This window comes from Domibacillus sp. PGB-M46 (assembly GCF_022668875.1).
Classification (GTDB): Bacteria; Bacillota; Bacilli; order Bacillales; family Domibacillaceae; genus Domibacillus.
Genome location: NZ_JAKGCR010000005.1, coordinates 1 through 17,358, shown reverse-complemented (window position 1 = coordinate 17,358; position 17,358 = coordinate 1). Strand labels below are relative to the sequence as shown.

The window sequence follows — 17,358 nt, the reverse complement described above, 5'->3', positions numbered from 1 at the left end:
TTAAGCGGAATGAACCGCTTTTCGCTGCTTTTCTATTCGCTTCCGGCTGACTCCGAAGCCAATGCCTGGTTCCTGCGACAAGTGAATCCGGCCGTTTTGAACAAAAATGCCAGGCTCAATAAAATCTTCTTCCCAGTAATAGTCAGTGGAGACGATGTCACCTGGCATCGTAAATCCTGGAAGCGAAGCAAGCGCCACATTGTGTGCGCGCGAAATGCCAAATTCAATCATTCCGCCTGCCCAAAGATCGATATTCTGTTGAAGGCAGTAATCATGGATGCGCTTTGCTTCCGATATTCCTCCTACCCGGCTGAATTTTACATTGATCACCCGACAGGCCTTCATTTCAACCGCACACTTGGCATCGTGGAAAGAACGGATGCTTTCGTCTAAACAAACCGGTGTCTTAAGCTGGCGCTGCAGCTTTGCATGGTTCCACATGTCGTCTGCTTCAAGCGGCTGTTCAATCATCATCAGCCCATACGTATCAAATGTTTTTAAATAATCGATATTCTGCAGCGAGTAGGCTGAATTGGCATCGGCCATCAGCGAAATGTGTGGGTATGCTTTACGAATCGCTGTCAGCATTTCGATGTCGGAGCCCTGGCTGATTTTTACTTTAATGCGCCCATATCCAGCTTCTACATGAGCTTGTATACGTTCCAGCATGTCGTCCGTTGTTTTCCCTGAAGCAACCGCTCCGACCGAAATGGATGAGCGCGTTCCGCCAAGCACTCCAAAAAGCGGCTGATCCAGCTTTTTAGCGTACAAATCCCATAGTGCTGATTCTACACCCGCTTTAGCCATCTGATTGCCCCGTACAGCCCAAAAAAGGGACGATGCATCCGCCGGATGAGAAATATCATGCTCTTTCAGCAGCGGAAACAGCACGTCCTTTATAATGTGCCACTCTGTGGCCACCGTTTCTTCCGTGTACCATGGCGTAGAAAAAGCGGACGCTTCTCCCCATCCTACTGTCCCATCCTGGTCTTCTACCTCAATGATAATCGCTTCCCGCTTCGTGACCGTTTCCAAGTGTGTGTAAAACGGCGCTTTCAGCGGCATTTCAACCACATGCATCGTGAGCCGCTTAATGTTCATAACGCTCACTCCACTGCCTCGCCAGTTCACGTCGGAGCAATTTATTTGCCGCATTTCTCGGCAGGACTTCTACTTCAATAAAATAAGCCGGCACTTTAAAACGGGCGAGCTTTTTCTGACAGAAATGCATCAGTTCCGCTTTCGAAACTGGAGATTGCGCCACATAAAAAGCAGCGGGAACACTTCCCCATTTCTCATCCGGCACACCCGCCACCCCGGCTTCTAAAAGGGCTGGATGACTGGTAAGGACGGACTCAATTTCGGCCGGGTAAATATTTTCACCGCCAGAAATAATTAAATCGGAACGACGGTCCAGTACATATAAAAATCCTTCTTCATCAAGCCGGCCGATATCTCCAGTCCGAAACCAGCCATTTTGAAAAGCCTGCTCGTTCGCATCCGGGCGGTTTAAGTAGCCTGGCGTCACGTTAGGGCCGCTGACCCAAATTTCCCCCTCTCCTTCTCCATCAATATGGATCGCGCATGGAAACAAAGGCTTGCCGGCGGAACCGATTTTCCGGAAAGCATCTTCTGGTGCGAGCGTTACAATTTGAGAGGAAGTCTCAGTCATGCCGTACGTTTGGTAAACAGGAATCCCTTTTGCCTGGCACGTCTCCAATATGGAAAGAGGAGCAGGGCCTCCGCCAAGAAGAACACAGCGAAGCCGGGCGTGGTACGCTCCCTCGAGTGTATGCAGCATGGAAGAAAGCATGGCCGTGACAACTGAAATCATAGTCACTCGCCCTTCTTGTAACAGTGCGTTTACATAGTTCGGATCAAATTTTTCGATGAGACACACTTCCATCCCATACAACACGCTTTTCATTAAAATAGAATACCCTGAAATATGAAATAGAGGCACCGTACAAAGCCAGGCATCGTCCGAGTGAAGACCAAGATTTAAAGCCGAAGCTGTCGCGCTGGCATAATGATTGCCATACGTCTGTTTAACACCTTTTGGCCGTCCTGTGGTACCAGATGTATACATAAGCGAGCAAATGTCTTCTAAAGCAAACATTTCACGCTTGTTTTCTTTCGCTGCTTTCCCGAATGAGGTAAAACATAAAGGACGTATATCTGTCACAGAATGAGCTTTATCCTGATGCTCCCCGTCATACAGCAGACACACAGCATCGGCATCTTGAAGCTGCCAGGCCAGTTCTTCTGCGGCCAGACGGCTGTTTAGCATCACTGCTGCAGCGCCGATCTGCTGAAGAGCATGAATGAGAAAAACCGTTTCCGGACGATTTCCTGCCAGTACACCGCAATAGTCGCCTTTTTTTATTCCCGCTGCCTTCAATTGATCTGCCAGCACGGATGCTTTATCGAACAATTGTGAAAAGGTCCACGTTTCGTCATAAAAAGCAAGAGCCGTTCGCTCAGGAGTTAAAAAAGCACGCTGCTGAAGCCAGTTTGGCATATTCATTATGGTCATCCTTTCCATTTAAAAAAAGAGTGTCCGGTATAGGACACTCTTTCGATTTCGTTACGGGAATCTTGGGAACTGGCCGAAGTCCGGATCGCGTTTTTCTTTGAATGAATCCCGTCCTTCTTTTGCTTCATCCGTTGTGTAGTAAAGAAGCGTCGCATCACCTGCAAACTGCTGCAGGCCTGCAAGACCATCTGTGTCCGCATTCATAGCCGCTTTGATAAAGCGAAGCGCCGTTGGGCTCTTTGAAAGCATTTCTTCCGCCCACTGCACCGTTTCTTCTTCTAATTTTTCAAGTGGTACAACCGTGTTTACAAGACCCATGTCCAACGCTTCCTGCGCATTGTACTGACGGCAAAGGAACCAAATTTCACGTGCTTTTTTATGGCCGACGATGCGTGCCAGGTAGCCCGAACCGTAACCAGCGTCAAAGGACCCGACTTTCGGTCCTGTTTGTCCGAATACAGCATTGTCCGCTGCAATCGTTAAATCACATACAACGTGAAGCACGTGGCCGCCGCCGATTGCATAGCCTGCCACCATTGCGATTACCGGCTTTGGAATAACACGGATCAAACGCTGTAAGTCCAGCACGTTTAAGCGTGGAATTTGGTCATCTCCTACGTATCCGCCGTGGCCGCGCACTTTTTGGTCACCGCCGGAGCAGAATGCTTTTCCGCCTTCACCGGCTAAAATAATAACGCCAATTTTAGAATCGTCACGCGCATATGCGAATGCATCGATCATTTCCGTGACTGTTTTCGGACGAAATGCGTTATGTACTTCGGGACGGTTGATCGTCACTTTGGCAATGCCATTATACGTTTCATACTTAATGTCTTCGTATTCGCGTTCTTTTACCCAATTAATTGCCATTTTGTTGTCCTCCTTTTTGATTCAACAAAAACGTCTTTACTATTGTACCAAATTTTTCGCGCTGTTCCACATGAATTGCATGGCCTGCTCCGTCAAATTGAATCCATTCACAAAATGGAAGCCGCTCCTTCATCCGGCAGGCGATACGTGTAAATTTTTCATCCTGCGTTCCTGTAAGCAGCAAAACAGGCATGCTAAGCATCTGAAGCCGGTTCCAATACGATGGCTGGCTGCCGGTTCCCATCAAACGAAGTGACGACGCCAGCCCTTCTGCCGACTGGGCCAGGCGCTCCCTCCGGACCTTTTCTTGAACAGCCGCTGGCAGTTTTTTCTGCGAAGCAAACATGGGAATATTTTCCCAAAAATCAACGAACGAGGCAACGCCTTCCTGTTCAATTCGCTGAGCCAGTTTTTCATCTGATTGCCGCCTTGCTGCACGCTCTTCTTCACTCTCGAGCCCTGGTGAAGTGCTTTCCAGCACCAAAGACCGGACCGCTTCCGGGTAAAGAAGCGCGAGAGCCAAAGCGAGGCGGCCGCCCATTGAATAACCGATAAGGTGAAAAGAAGAGAAACCGGCGTCATTCATCATCTTTTTAAGAGATTCAGCTTCTGTTTCCAAATCTGCTGACAAACAGTTTGTTTGTCCATGCCCGGCAAGGTCGGGCATCACAAGCTGAAAGGGAAGATGCTCGTCCAAGCCTTTCCATGTAGAAGAACTTCCCGTAAAACCATGCAGCAGTAAAACCGGCTCTCCTTCGCCTTTTACTTGACGAAAAACGGTCATTGAATCACCTGTTTTGCAGCTGCAATTGCTCTTTGCCATAACTCCCGGTGAATCGCTGTGTTTTGGGAACGATCCGTTAATGCTTCTAATATGGTGATTCCGTCCCGTTTCACGGACAGCTCTCTTTGAAGCTCGCCGCTGTTCTCAATTCGAACGTAGTGGCAGCCGTAAAGTGCAGCTGCATGATCAAACTTTAAGCCCGACGGAGTGCCGAACAGCCTTTCAAAATGCTTTCGTTCCCCCGCCTGCGGCAAATAAGAAAAAATGCCGCCGCCATTGTTGTTCATAATTAAAATGGTCATCGACAGACCATTCATTTTGGCCGCCAGCAAACCATTTACATCGTGAAAAAATGATAAATCTCCCATAACAGCATAAACCTTCTCCCCGCTTGCGGCAATGCCAAGAGCTGTAGAAACAAGTCCATCTATACCGTTTGCCCCACGATTTCCGTGAAGACGAAGAGTTTGTTCGCCTGAAAATAAAAAGGAATCAAGATCCCGAATCGGCATACTGTTTCCTGCAAAAACAGAAGAGCCCGATGGCACTGCCTCTAAAAACTGCCGAAACAATGAACCTTCGTCCATGCCTTCTGCTTTTTTCATCTCCGAGCGGGCTGCTTCGTTTACGCTCTGCCATAATGCGTACCATGAAGAGCGGCTTCCTTCCAATCTCTGTATCATTTCATGGCAAAAAGAGGCTTCATCTACATTCACCATATGGGTCGCAATATGGGAAGGATCACGCCATCCTCCGTCTGCGTCTACAATTACATGCACCGCATCCTGCTGACGCTTCATATATTGCATAAGAGATTTTGAGACCGGCAGCGCACCAAACCGAACGATCGCTTCTGGTTTTAACGCGTCTTTCACCTCATCATCACGTAAAAAGGCGTCATAGCTGTCAATCACTGTTTTGTCCCTACGAAGCTGCGAAAGCGGATCGGCTACAACCGGCCAGCCTGTTTTTTCGGAAAGCGAAAGGATCGCTTCTGACATCTCCGGCTTCACAATCTCTCCCGCTACAATAAGACCTTTTTCGACTTTGAGTGCTCCTGCTACATCATCCAGCATAATCGGATCCGGCACCTTTCTGCCAGAAATCAGCCGAACAGGAGCAGGTATTTTGATTCGTTCGAAAATACCATCATAATCCGGTACGAGCGGCTCACGGTAAGGAAAATTTAAATGAACCGGTCCTGCCGGTTCAGCAAGTGATTCAAAAACCGCCCGGGCACCCTGTGTGCGGACGTACTGCAACGCAGATTGATCTGATTCAGGAAGAGCCATTTCTGCAAACCATTTTGCTGTATGACCGTATAAGTGAAGCTGGTCAATCGTCTGCGGAGCGCCAACATCCCGGAGTTCAGGCGGACGGTCTGATGTCAGCACAATAAGCGGAACGCGTGAGATTTTCGCTTCTGCTACTGCCGGCATGTAGTTGGCCGCCGCCGTGCCGGATGTACAAAGAAGCGCAACAGGATTTTGTGTGGCTTTAGCCAGCCCAAGCGCAAAAAAACCCGCCGACCGCTCATCCACTTGAATAAAAGTGCGCAGCCGAGGATGCTCTTCCATTAACAGCGCCATTGGTGTCGAACGGGAGCCAGGGCTGATGACCGCCTCCTTGACTCCCGAACGGACCAGGCTGTCTATAAAATGTGCATTGTATTGTGTCATGTTGTCCTGATGATTATTCATTGCCGCCTCCGATCGCCCGCAGCATCGGCCGCAGCTTCATGTTTGTTTCCTCAAGCTCCATCTCCGCAACAGACTCCGCCACTACCCCACAGCCTGCATATAAAAATGCTTCGTTCTGTACCAGTAACCCAGAGCGAATCGCCACCGCAAACTCACCATTTTTCCGATAATCCATCCAGCCAACCGGCGCTGCATAGAAGCCCCGGTCCATATCCTCCAGTTCACGGATCACACTGAGTGCTTTTTCACTCGGAAGTCCGCCAAGTGCAGGAGTTGGATGAAGTGCCTGAACAAACCGCAGAATAGACTCGTCCTTGTCTGCTTCTCCGATGACCGGCGTATACAGATGCTGAATATCTCTTACTTTCATTACGACCGGCGCATCCGGCACAGCCACGTAATCGCACATTGCCTGCATTTCCTCCCGGATCATCTGCACAACATAGTCATGTTCCATCCGGTTTTTATTATCATGCAGCAATGCATCCGCTAATTGCTCATCTTCCTGCTCTGTTGCACCGCGGCCTGTTGAACCGGCAAGGCACGTTGTTAAAACGGTTTGTGCCCGTTTCTTCACAAGCCGTTCAGGAGAGGCACCTAAAAAACAGCTGTCCATTGCTTCAATGGAAAAAACGAAGCTGTCCGGCTGTCCTTCGTCCAAGCGGCGAAGAATGCGGTCTGACGAAATAGTACCGTCAAAAGCAGCGGTTGCTTTGCGGGCCAGTACTACTTTCTTCAGATCGTCATCTGCTTCAATTCGATGAACCGCAGCTTGAACGGACTCCTTCCACGCTTGGGTATCCCCAGCACGAAGTTCCATTAATACCGCTTCTTTTTCGAATGAACGCTTCAAATCTGACAAAATGGCCTGCTTCCGTTCTTCAATTTGATCAAACAACCGGCCTGACTCTACATCTTCGCACATCATATTGACGGTTACATATGTTTCACCGCCATAAACCGTCATCATTAATTCCGGCACATAAAAAAAAGACGGCGCAAAGCGGGACCACTCTTCTCCTTGAGGGCGAAGCGGATCAAATGAAAAACCGCCAAATGCAACGGGCCCTGTCCCGTAAATATCATAGGGATTATGGATGGAAGCACGCTTCATCAGAGCATCCCACTGCCCTTCCACATCCTCAAACCGCTCGGCTTTGCTGCTTTGGATCGTCTGTACGCTGCCGAGTCCCGCAATCGTTCTTTCCCCATCACGGTCTTTGAAATAAAACCGTTCTCCTTTGTACCACTCTTTTCCGTTTTCATAAAAACAGATCGGATCGCCTTTTTCCACTTTTTCTACATAACTGAATAAAGTCGAACCGTTTATTTCGTTTATAAAATCAACAAAGGCCCCTTTAAGCGGGTGCCCCTTTATCATAGCCAATGAAATCCCTCCATTGTGCCGACCACACAGGGTCAAACTTCTTTGGCCCCTTAAGGCACTAAGACATTGCGGCTTTTAAACCGCGCTTTATGTTTCCTTCTTATTATATACCACTTGTGCTACATTTTCATTTCCGAAAAACGATGTTCGATTTTTCGGAAAACATTCAAGATTAATATCCTATTGAAAAAGGATTGACACTTTTGGTTCCGTTTTCTACACTTGATGAAGGACATTTGTTTATTTGTTCACAATGAAAATTGGGAGAGAAGAAGAATGAATCAAACCCCTTCCGCTGACACTGGCTTTCAAATATGGTGGCAGCTTATGCGGCCTCACACGTTAACAGCTGCGTTTGTTCCTGTTTTTCTTGGAACGGCGCTGGCTCTGGCCCATACAGACCTGCATATTCCGTTGTTTCTAGCGATGTTGATTGCCTCTTTGCTTATTCAGGCAGCAACAAATATGTTTAACGAATACTTTGATTTTAAGCGTGGCCTTGATACAGAAAAATCGATCGGTATCGGGGGCGCTATTGTACGCAACGGTGTTAAGCCGAAAACCGTTCTTTATATGGCTTTCGCTTTTTTTGGCATCGCGCTTTTGCTCGGTCTATACATTTGTACCGCTTCTTCATGGTGGATCGGCTTAATTGGCATCATTTGTATGGCTGTCGGCTACTTGTACACAGGCGGCCCCCTTCCGATTGCTTATACACCGTTTGGCGAATTGGCATCCGGCGTTTTTATGGGCGGCATCATTATCTATATTTCGTTTTATATTCAAACGGGTTTCCTGTCTACAACAGCGATTTTATTTTCGCTTCCTATTATATTGCTTGTTGGCAGCATTAACTTATCCAACAATATTCGTGACCGTGTTGGCGACAGTGAAGCCGGCCGAAAAACAATGGCTATTTTAATTGGCCATGACCATTCGGTTTTCGTTCTTGCTGCATCTTTTTTCATCGCTTTCTTGTGGGTGATTGTTTTATTATTCACAGATTCAGGTTCCCCTTGGCTGTTTCTTTCATACTTGAGCATCCCAAAAGCCATAAAAGCAGTGAAAGGCTTTAAAGGCAAAGGCGGGGAACCTCCGTTTCAAATGATGCCGGCGATGAAGGCGACCGCCCAGACCAATACGTTTTACGGCTTCCTTCTTGCTTTCGGCTTATGCATCAGCTACCTTTTTTAACCCGATCAAACAATCGGGTTTTTTTCTATGTCAAAACGGCTATAGAGTAGGATATAGATGAAAGGATGAGGCAACTTATGCTTACACAAGAACAGTTAAACGAACTCAAACAAGAATTGCTCCGTCAAAAGGAGCAGCTGACCGGCCGGCTGGAGCATGATAACGATAATGAGGATGTAGGAGAGCTGTCTTCTTACGACAATCATCCGGCGGATACTGGAACGGAATTGTATGTACGGGAGCGGGATATGGCCATTGATGATCACAGCCGGGATGAGCTGGATAAAGTCGAGGCTGCTCTTGCGGCAATGGAAGATGGCACATACGGCATTTGCAAAGAAAGTGGTGAGGAAATTCCGTTTGAGCGTCTTCAGGCAGTCCCAACTACCCTTTATTCTGTAGATCACACACCAGATCAAGAACCTGAAACCGACCGTGTGCCGGAAGACCGTCTCTCCCATCCGGATGACGGCATTGACAGTTTTAGTGATGCAGCAAGTTATGGAACTTCAGAGACTCCTGCTGATTTTGTAGAAGACAAAGAGAATTATAACGAACTGTATAAAGAAGACCGTGATGAAGACAATGAAAATCCAGCGACGTAACGTCGCTGGATTTTTTTAAATATGCCAAATGCCTTTTGCGTATTCCTGAATCGTACGGTCGCTGGAAAAAACGCCGGAGCCGCTAATATTGTGAACCATCATTTTACGCCAGCGTTCCGGATCGTTTGTATAAATCCGGCCTGCTTCTTCCTGGGTTTTGCAATAAGACTCAAAATCTTTCAGCACAAAATATTGATCATTCTCTCCAAGAAGAGAATCATAAATGATATTAAACAAGCCTTTATCATCAAGCGTACCATCCACAAGCTGGTCAAGCGTACGGCGAATGAGCGGATTATGGTGATAGTAATCCATCGAACGGTAACCGCCTTCTCTATCATACGCCATCACTTCTTCTGCTTTTAAACCGAAGATAAGAATATTTTCAGGACCTGTTTGTTCTAAAATTTCTACATTCGCTCCATCAAGCGTGCCGATGGTAATGGCTCCGTTCATCATAAATTTCATATTTCCAGTACCGGATGCTTCCTTGCTTGCAGTAGAGATTTGTTCACTAAGATCTGCTGCTGGAATGATATCTTCCGCCAGGGACACGCGGTAATTTTCCATAAACACGACAGTAAGCAGCCCTTTTGTGGCCGGGTCATTATTCACCAGGTCCGCTACCGAATGAATCAGTTTAATGATTCGTTTCGCATAAAAATAGCCCGGTGATGCTTTTGCTCCAAATACAAAAGTGCGCGGTGGAATCTGGTAAGAAGAATCTGCTTTTACCCGGTTATAAAGAGAGAGGATATGAAGCACATTTAACAGCTGCCGCTTATAAGCATGAAGACGTTTAACCTGCACATCAAAAATCGAAGACGGATCGACCTGAATGCCGTTTTGATCAAAAATACGCTTAGCTAATATTTCTTTCCGCTTCATTTTTACATCCCACAGCTTTTCCTGAAATGCTGCATCGTCAGCATAAGGTGCGAGCTTAGAGAGCTCTGCCGCATTTTTGTGAAAACCGTCGCCAATCGTCTCTGTTAACAGGGATGTAAGCTCTGGATTTGCTTTTAACAGCCAGCGGCGGTGGGTAATGCCATTGGTTTTGTTATTAAACTTCTTCGGATAAAACTGATAAAAATCGTTCATTTCACGATTTTTTAAGATTTCCGTATGAAGGCGTGCTACTCCGTTCACACTATGACTGCCGGCAATGGCTAAATGAGCCATGCGAACTTCCCCGTTAGCGATAACGGCCATTTTTTCAATCCTTGACCAATCACCCGGATATTTTTCCCACAAACTTCTGCAAAAGCGTTCATTAATTTCTTCCACAATCATGAAAATACGCGGCAGGAGCGGTTTAAATAAACGAATCGGCCAGCGTTCCAGCGCTTCCGACAAAGTAGTATGATTCGTATAAGCAAATGTTTTTTCTGTAATATGCCATGCTTCTTCCCACGAAAGCTGATACTCATCAAGCAAAAGACGCATCAATTCTGGTATAGCTAATACCGGATGAGTGTCATTGATATGGATCGCTACATGTTCATGAAGCTCCTTTAATTCCCCGCCAGTGCTGAGAAAGCGGCGTAAAATAGAACGGATGCTCGCAGATACTAGAAAGTATTGCTGCTTTAAGCGCAAAATCTTTCCTTCATCATTGGAATCATCAGGATATAGAAACTCAGAAATGGCTTCTGTTTCCCGTTTGTACTTGAGCACATCATGCATCGGTGTCATGGTAGACATTTCTGCGCTCCATAATCGCAATGTATTAATGGTTTCTCCGCCATAGCCTACAACAGGCATATCATGTGGGACAGCTCGTACATATTCTGCATCTACATGACGAAACTTCATTGCACCGTCGCGCTCGATCACATCGACACTGCCCCAAAACGGGACATCGACTGATAAATCAGACTTTCGTATCTCCCATACATAACCGTAACGCAGCCAGTTTTCCGGCAGCTCCATTTGAAAGCCGTCGACCATTTTTTGTTCAAACAACCCGTGTTTGTACCGAATACCGCATCCATGTCCCGGTAAATTCAAGGAAGCCAGTGAGTCCAGGAAGCAGGCAGCAAGGCGGCCTAAGCCTCCGTTGCCAAGCGCAGCGTCCGGCTCAATCTCCTCCAGCTCATGAAGCGGAATATTTAAATCTGACAGCCACGAATCCAGTTTTTCATGTAACCCAAGATTAATTAAATTTTGTCCAAGCAGGCGTCCGAGCAAAAATTCTATGGACAAGTAGTACACCTGCTTGTTGCTTTTTCGATAGCGTTCATTTGTTTCAATCCACTCGCTGCTGATGTATTCGCGAACCATGCTGCTGAGCGTAACAAACTGCTGGGAACGTGTAGAATCTTGAAAGCTGATGCTATAGGACTGTTCCAAACGTTTTTTAAACGAGTCCTGAAATGCTTGTTTATCAGAAAACATGACTTTCCCTCCTGTTGGATACATCCTCATAGAGCTTCATATATTCCTTAGCAGATTGCGACCAGCTGTAATCCGCCTGCATAGCATGCTCGACAATTTTCGCCCATACTTCAGGCTCTTCATGATAAAAATGCAGCGCCCTGCTCACGGTATGCAGCATATCATGGGCATTAAAATTACTGAATGAAAATCCGTTCCCTGCTCCGGTTTCTTCATTGTATGAATGAACAGTATCATTTAACCCCCCTGTTTCTCGAACAATAGGCAGCGAACCATACTTCATGGCAATTAACTGGCCAAGACCGCAAGGTTCAAACTGGGAAGGCATTAAAAATAAATCAGAGCCTGCGTAAATACGATGGGCCAGCTCCTCATTAAATCCAATATAGGAGCGGACTTTTTCCGGATACACCCATTCCATTTCACGGAAAAAGTTTTCAAACTGGGCTTCACCGCTGCCAAGAAGGATAAATTGCACATCTTCCTGCATGATTTCATGAAAAACATGTTGAATGAGTGACAGTCCCTTTTGCTCTGTTAAGCGGGATATAAGACCGATAACCGGAACATCCTCACGAACAGGCAGATGGAAAAACTCTTGAATCCGGCGCTTGTTCTCCGCTTTCCCAGCCATATTTTCAACACTGTAGGGTTCAATCATCTCATTGGTTTCTGGATTATATATGGAGTAATCTATCCCATTTAAAATACCTTTTAAATCACCCTGACGTTCCTGCAGAACGCCTTCAAGCCGCTCTCCAAAATATGAATTTAAAATTTCATTTCGATATGTCGGGCTCACAGTCGTAATCGCATCGGCAGCGACAAGTGCGCCTTTCATAAAGTTTGTATTGCCATTAAACTCAAGCTGGCCCGTTTGATAATGCTGGCTATGTAAGTTTAATAAATCGGTTACAGCTTCAGGAGGGAAAATTCCCTGGAACATTAAATTATGAATGGTGAACACGGTCCGTATTTTTTCATATCCCGGCCGGTGCTGATGCTCAACTTTGAGCATAAATGGAATCATGGCTGTGTGCCAATCATGACAGTGAAGGATATTTGGGAAAAAGTCCAAATGACTTAAAGAATCCAAAATCGCTCTTGTAAAATAAGAAAAACGCTCTCCGTCGTCATAATGGCCGTACAAGCTGTCCCTTTGGAAATAGTAAAGATTATCTATGAAGTAGTAAGTAACGCCATCCTGCTTCAATTCAAAAATGCCGCAATACTGATTTCTCCATCCAACCGGCACAGTAAAAACAGCGACTTGTTTCATTTCCTGTTGATATTTTTGAGGAATCGTGCCGTATTTCGGCATGATTACCCGCACATCCACTCCCATACTGGCTAATTCTTTGGGAAGGGCCCCTGCCACATCGGCGAGGCCCCCTGATTTGATAAATGGTACACATTCTGAAACAGCAAATAAAACCTTCACGAACTGGTCACCGCACTTTCAACAGATCCTTTTTTAATGACAAGCGGCTTTTCCGGCGTTCCGCGCAAAATAGCCCCATCTTGTACTGATACATCTTTATCAATAATGACGTGCTCCAGCACGCAATTTTCGCCTATCTTACTTTTTTGCATAACGATGCTGTCTTTAATCGTCGAATTTTTGCCGATGGCTACGCCACGAAAAACGATACTATGATTAACTTCCCCGCTGATGATGCAGCCGTTGGCAATCATGGCGTTCGTAACGTGTGAGCCTGCGAGATAATTGGTTGGCGGCTCGTCTTTTACTTTTGTATAAATAGGCTGAAATTCATTAAACAGCTCGCTCCACTTGTCTTTTTCAAGAAGCTGCATGCTTGTTTGGTAGTAATCGTCCACTGTCTTGATCCGTTGTAGGAAGCCTTCAAATTCGTATTGGCATTTTATTAACGAAGAAGATGCATCTTCAACTGCTGCCCGTACAGATTCATATCCTGTTTCATTACGCTGGTCAATTAAGTCAAGCAAGAGCTCTAACGAGAGAAGATAAATATAAGTTGATTCACCTTTATGGGTAACTTCCAAAACATCACAGTTTTGCTTTATAAACCGGTCCAACACAGGAGCAAAATCCATATTGGCTACTGTCGTGCAGTTTGAAACGATCACATACTTTTGATCACTGCGGTGGAAGTAGTCAAGGTGCTCCGACATACGGTCGAGCTGCCCTTCTTTTGTTGGTGAAGGAAAGAAAAACAAGCCATCGCGCTTACGATTCAAATCCCAATCTTTCCCTGAACCTAAGTGGTCCATTAACGAGCGGTAAGGAGATCTCGGAAAAATTGCCACACTCTGTACTCCTGAATTAACCATATTGGAGAGCACAAAATCAATAAGCCGGTACCGGCCCGCGAAAGGGATTGCCGCGGGGGAGCGGTAAAGGGCAAGATCGCCCATTTCCCCTGGAAGCATAGTTGCATCAATAACACCAAGCATCGATTTTTTCATTAGGCTTCCTCCACTTTCGATTGTTGTTCAGTGTGCTCCATTAAGAATTGTTCCGTCACCAGCAAAATATCATTGGAGTCGTTTCGAATAACTGTATTTTCTGGTATTTCAAGATCGCCCATCACGATCGCGCGCTCAATATAGGAACCGCGTCCGATACGGGCATTTGGCATAACTACACACTCTTTGAGTACAGCCTCTTCTTCCACTTCTACCCCCTGGAACATGACTGACTGCTCGATCACCCCGTCAATAATGCAGCCTTCATTTACAAGCGAATGCTGAACTTTCGCCTTTGAGCCGATAATTTGTGGCGGCTGATTCGGATTCACGGAATAAATGCGCCAAGAGTATTCAAATAAGTTTAGATCCTGCTTTTCGTCAAGCAGATCCATATTGGCTTCCCATAAGCTTTTTACTGTGCCGACGTCTTTCCAGTAGCCTTTAAATGGATAAGCAATCAGCTTTAAATTATCTGCCAGCATAGCAGGGATAACGTCTTTTCCAAAGTCATTGGATGAGTCAGGATTGCTTTCGTCCATTTCCAAATATCTTTGGAGAACAGACCATTTAAAAATATATATGCCCATTGAAGCCAAGTTGCTTTCCGGTTTTTCAGGCTTTTCATCAAAACGGGTTACATTGAAGTCCGCATCTGTATTCATAATGCCAAAACGGCTTGCTTCCTCCCATGGCACTTCAATAACAGAGATGGTTACGTCTGCTTGTTTTTCGATATGGTAATCAAGCATTGTATCGTAATTCATTTTATAAATATGGTCACCGGATAAAATCAGGACATATTCCGGATCATATTGCTTGATATAGTTTAAATTTTGATAAATCGCACTTGCTGTTCCGGAATACCATTTTACTTCAGACGACTCACTATAAGGGGGAAGAACGGTTACCCCGCCGTTTTTACGGTCAAGATCCCAGGCACTTCCAATTCCAATGTATGAATTTAAGACAAGCGGCTGATATTGTGTAAGTACACCGACTGTATGAATTCCTGAATTGGCACAATTGGAAAGCGGAAAATCAATGATCCGATATTTTCCGCCGAATGGCACTGCTGGTTTTGCAAGGTTCTCCGTCAGTTCTTTTAAACGGCTTCCTTTTCCTCCAGCCAGAAGCATTGCTACACATTTTTGTTTTGCCATGTTAGTTCCTCCCTTTTTCGTCTACGCGGCGCAGATAAACTGCCCCAAATGGCGGTATATTTATTTCTACAAAAGCAGGCTGTCCATGAAACGTGTCTGATACCGTTTCGATAGAACCGTTATTTACCTGATTTGACCCTCCATACAATGCGCGGTCACTATTTAATACTTCTTCATACTGCCCTGCTTCCGGAACACCTACTTTATAATCACTGTACCCGTATTCACCAAAATTACACACGATGACGATCGGATTTCCCTCTTTGTCTTTTCGTATAAAAGACAAAATGCTTTGTTGGTGATTGTGAACATCAATCCACTCAAAGCCTTCCGGACTGTGATCACGTTCAAACAATGCAGGTTCTGCTTGATAGCAGTGCAGCAGTTCTGTGAAATAACGGTTGAAACTCTGATGCATGTCGTAATCGGTTAAATGCCAATCCACTTCCTCCAGATCCTTCCACTCAGAAAAAGGAGCAAGCTCGGTTCCCATAAACAGCAGCTTTTTGCCCGGATGAGCCATCATAAACATCAGCAATAAACGCAGTTGTGCGAACTTTTGCCAGTAGTCACCCGGCATTTTATCAAGCAAGGACTTCTTCCCATGAACGACTTCATCGTGTGAAAAAGGCAAAATATAATTTTCCGAGTAGGCGTACATCAGGGAAAAAGTCATCAAGTGATGTTTTTGAGAGCGCTCGTTCCAGTGTGTTTCCATATATTCAAGCACATCATTCATCCAGCCCATATTCCACTTGTAATTAAAACCAATGCCGCCTTGATGTACGGGAGCGGTTACTTGCGGCCAGTCACTTGAATCTTCTGCAATCATAAGCGCTTGTGGCTTAAATGAAAAAACGGCTTTATTTAATTTTTGCAAAAATGCGACGCCGTGTGGGTTTGCTTCTAATCCGTCACGGTTAGGCCAGTAAAATATATTTGATACTGCATCGACACGAAATCCGTCGATGTGGTAATACTCCATCCAAAAAAGAGCATTTGAAATTAAAAAGCTATGTACTTCTGTTTTACTTAAATCGAAATTGGCTGTTCCCCATACATAGTTTTCACGATCCCAGCTGTTTTCATATTCATAACTGAAATTTCCGTCAAAATTATGCAGGCCATGAGCATCTTTGCAAAAGTGACCAGGCACCCAGTCTAAAATAACTCCAAGCCCCGCACGATGGCATTCATCAACAAAGTACATAAAATCTTTCGGCTCTCCATAACGCCGTGTAGTTGCAAAATAACCTGTACTTTGATAGCCCCATGAGCGATCAAAAGGATGCTCTGTTATCGGCATAACCTCAATATGAGTAAATCCCTGTTCCTTCACATGTGGAATCAGCATATCAGCCAACTCTCTATATGTGTAAAGGTCATTTTCACCTTTTCCTTTTCTTTTCCACGTACCTAAATGCATTTCATAAATAGCCAGTGGCTCCTCATAAACAGAGGATGATTCCAAGCTGCGCAGCCATTCTTCGTCACGCCATTGATAATGATCAAGCGTTTTCACTACGCCGGCTGTATTTGGACGAAGTTCTGTCATAAAAGCAAATGGATCGGTTTTATGCATAACTCTGCCGCTTTGTGCAACAATTTCATACTTGTACAATGATCCTTCCAAATTACGTGGAACTTCTAAAAACCATACTCCCTCAGCAGATACCTGATGCATTTCATACCCTAGTCCATCCCAGCTGTTAAAATCACCAATTACTCGAACCTTTCTTGCATTGGGAGCCCATAAAACGAAGCAGGTTTTTTCGTTTTGGACGTGCGCTCCAAATAGTTTGTAAGCTTTGAAAAGATTTCCCTCATGGAATAAATGGAGGTCAAAATCGCTTGGATAAAATGTTTCTGATGACATGGTCCACACCCTTTATTTTATGTATTCTTGGTGAAGTGAAAAGAGGAAAATGCGGATAACTCCGTATTTATAATTGAATTATTGTTTAGTATTCTTTAAAAAAACAGATTTCCCTTCTTTATTTGCATATTTATTTATTATCTTCCCTTATTTTTTAAAAAATAACACGAATCCTTATGCTAAAATTTTGCAAATAAAAAAGCACCCGGAAGTTAAAATAACTTCCGGGTGCTTTTCGCTTTTAAATGACCCCTACGGGATTCGAACCCGTGTTACCGCCGTGAAAGGGCGGTGTCTTAACCGCTTGACCAAGGGGCCATATGGCGGAGAAGGAGGGATTTGAACCCTCGCGCCGGTTACCCGACCTACACCCTTAGCAGGGGCGCCTCTTCAGCCTC

At 45.4% G+C, this 17,358-nt stretch carries 13 protein-coding genes and 1 tRNA gene; 2 read left to right on the top strand and 12 right to left on the bottom strand.

What is annotated here, in order from left to right:
* Genes menC through L2D08_RS07730 form a run of 6 tightly spaced genes read right to left on the bottom strand, consistent with a single transcriptional unit; the run spans nucleotide 1 to nucleotide 7,271 of the window.
* On the bottom strand, nucleotides 1-1,101 hold the full coding sequence (gene menC, locus L2D08_RS07755; protein WP_242233192.1) for an o-succinylbenzoate synthase: 1,101 nt from the start codon (nucleotides 1,099-1,101) through the stop codon (nucleotides 1-3).
* The gene (locus tag L2D08_RS07750; RefSeq protein WP_242233477.1) at nucleotides 1,091-2,530 is read right to left on the bottom strand and encodes an o-succinylbenzoate--CoA ligase; all 1,440 of its coding nucleotides are present in this window, start codon (nucleotides 2,528-2,530) and stop codon (nucleotides 1,091-1,093) included. Before L2D08_RS07750 ends, menC begins: the two co-directional genes overlap by 11 nt.
* A gap of 57 nt (nucleotides 2,531-2,587) precedes the next feature.
* On the bottom strand, nucleotides 2,588-3,406 hold the full coding sequence (gene menB, locus L2D08_RS07745) for a 1,4-dihydroxy-2-naphthoyl-CoA synthase (protein WP_242233191.1): 819 nt from the start codon (nucleotides 3,404-3,406) through the stop codon (nucleotides 2,588-2,590).
* A complete protein-coding gene (menH, locus tag L2D08_RS07740) occupies nucleotides 3,396-4,190 on the bottom strand; it encodes a 2-succinyl-6-hydroxy-2,4-cyclohexadiene-1-carboxylate synthase (RefSeq protein WP_242233190.1) in 795 nt (264 codons plus the stop codon). Before menH ends, menB begins: the two co-directional genes overlap by 11 nt.
* Entirely contained in the window at nucleotides 4,187-5,890 is a 1,704-nt protein-coding gene (gene menD / locus L2D08_RS07735) for a 2-succinyl-5-enolpyruvyl-6-hydroxy-3-cyclohexene-1-carboxylic-acid synthase (RefSeq protein WP_242233189.1), read from the bottom strand. The genes menH and menD overlap by 4 nt, the downstream gene beginning before the upstream one ends.
* Complete coding sequence (locus L2D08_RS07730; RefSeq protein WP_242233476.1) at nucleotides 5,883-7,271, bottom strand: isochorismate synthase; 1,389 nt, start codon at nucleotides 7,269-7,271, stop codon at nucleotides 5,883-5,885. The genes menD and L2D08_RS07730 overlap by 8 nt, the downstream gene beginning before the upstream one ends.
* Nucleotides 7,272-7,553: 282 nt before the next feature.
* Here L2D08_RS07730 and L2D08_RS07725 point away from each other — a divergent pair, with 282 nt between their 5' ends.
* Together L2D08_RS07725 and L2D08_RS07720 are read left to right on the top strand one after the other, a co-directional pair.
* Nucleotides 7,554-8,471 (top strand): 1,4-dihydroxy-2-naphthoate polyprenyltransferase, encoded by a 918-nt coding sequence (locus tag L2D08_RS07725; RefSeq protein ID WP_242233188.1) that lies wholly within the window; start codon nucleotides 7,554-7,556, stop codon nucleotides 8,469-8,471.
* A gap of 77 nt (nucleotides 8,472-8,548) precedes the next feature.
* On the top strand, nucleotides 8,549-9,076 hold the full coding sequence (locus tag L2D08_RS07720; RefSeq protein WP_242233187.1) for a TraR/DksA C4-type zinc finger protein: 528 nt from the start codon (nucleotides 8,549-8,551) through the stop codon (nucleotides 9,074-9,076).
* 15 nt (nucleotides 9,077-9,091) lie between these two features.
* Here the strand turns inward: L2D08_RS07720 and L2D08_RS07715 are convergent, their stop codons facing one another.
* The 6 genes from L2D08_RS07715 to L2D08_RS07690 form a co-directional block, all read right to left on the bottom strand.
* Complete coding sequence (locus L2D08_RS07715; RefSeq protein WP_242233186.1) at nucleotides 9,092-11,473, bottom strand: glycogen/starch/alpha-glucan phosphorylase; 2,382 nt, start codon at nucleotides 11,471-11,473, stop codon at nucleotides 9,092-9,094.
* Nucleotides 11,463-12,914 (bottom strand): glycogen synthase GlgA, encoded by a 1,452-nt coding sequence (gene glgA, locus L2D08_RS07710; RefSeq protein ID WP_242233185.1) that lies wholly within the window; start codon nucleotides 12,912-12,914, stop codon nucleotides 11,463-11,465. The genes L2D08_RS07715 and glgA overlap by 11 nt, the downstream gene beginning before the upstream one ends.
* Complete coding sequence (locus L2D08_RS07705; protein WP_242233184.1) at nucleotides 12,911-13,921, bottom strand: GlgC family sugar phosphate nucleotidyltransferase; 1,011 nt, start codon at nucleotides 13,919-13,921, stop codon at nucleotides 12,911-12,913. Before L2D08_RS07705 ends, glgA begins: the two co-directional genes overlap by 4 nt.
* A complete protein-coding gene (locus tag L2D08_RS07700; RefSeq protein WP_242233183.1) occupies nucleotides 13,921-15,084 on the bottom strand; it encodes a glucose-1-phosphate adenylyltransferase in 1,164 nt (387 codons plus the stop codon). The genes L2D08_RS07705 and L2D08_RS07700 overlap by 1 nt, the downstream gene beginning before the upstream one ends.
* Nucleotide 15,085: 1 nt before the next feature.
* Complete coding sequence (gene glgB / locus L2D08_RS07695) at nucleotides 15,086-16,960, bottom strand: 1,4-alpha-glucan branching protein GlgB (RefSeq protein ID WP_242233182.1); 1,875 nt, start codon at nucleotides 16,958-16,960, stop codon at nucleotides 15,086-15,088.
* A gap of 246 nt (nucleotides 16,961-17,206) precedes the next feature.
* Nucleotides 17,207-17,278 (bottom strand) — tRNA-Glu (locus L2D08_RS07690).
* Nucleotides 17,279-17,358 lie beyond the last annotated feature (80 nt).

What these genes read in the sequence shown, in the direction of transcription:
- L2D08_RS07705 (WP_242233184.1), bottom strand. Translation starts at nt 13,921, where the DNA reads ATGAAAAAATCGATGCTTGGTGTTATTGATGCAACTATGCTTCCAGGG.
- menD (WP_242233189.1), bottom strand. Translation starts at nt 5,890, where the DNA reads ATGAATAATCATCAGGACAACATGACACAATACAATGCACATTTTATA.
- menH (WP_242233190.1), bottom strand. Translation starts at nt 4,190, where the DNA reads ATGACCGTTTTTCGTCAAGTAAAAGGCGAAGGAGAGCCGGTTTTACTG.
- menC (WP_242233192.1), bottom strand. Translation starts at nt 1,101, where the DNA reads ATGAACATTAAGCGGCTCACGATGCATGTGGTTGAAATGCCGCTGAAA.
- glgB (WP_242233182.1), bottom strand. Translation starts at nt 16,960, where the DNA reads ATGTCATCAGAAACATTTTATCCAAGCGATTTTGACCTCCATTTATTC.
- L2D08_RS07730 (WP_242233476.1), bottom strand. Translation starts at nt 7,271, where the DNA reads ATGATAAAGGGGCACCCGCTTAAAGGGGCCTTTGTTGATTTTATAAAC.
- L2D08_RS07725 (WP_242233188.1), top strand. Translation starts at nt 7,554, where the DNA reads ATGAATCAAACCCCTTCCGCTGACACTGGCTTTCAAATATGGTGGCAG.
- L2D08_RS07700 (WP_242233183.1), bottom strand. Translation starts at nt 15,084, where the DNA reads ATGGCAAAACAAAAATGTGTAGCAATGCTTCTGGCTGGAGGAAAAGGA.
- menB (WP_242233191.1), bottom strand. Translation starts at nt 3,406, where the DNA reads ATGGCAATTAATTGGGTAAAAGAACGCGAATACGAAGACATTAAGTAT.
- L2D08_RS07720 (WP_242233187.1), top strand. Translation starts at nt 8,549, where the DNA reads ATGCTTACACAAGAACAGTTAAACGAACTCAAACAAGAATTGCTCCGT.
- L2D08_RS07715 (WP_242233186.1), bottom strand. Translation starts at nt 11,473, where the DNA reads ATGTTTTCTGATAAACAAGCATTTCAGGACTCGTTTAAAAAACGTTTG.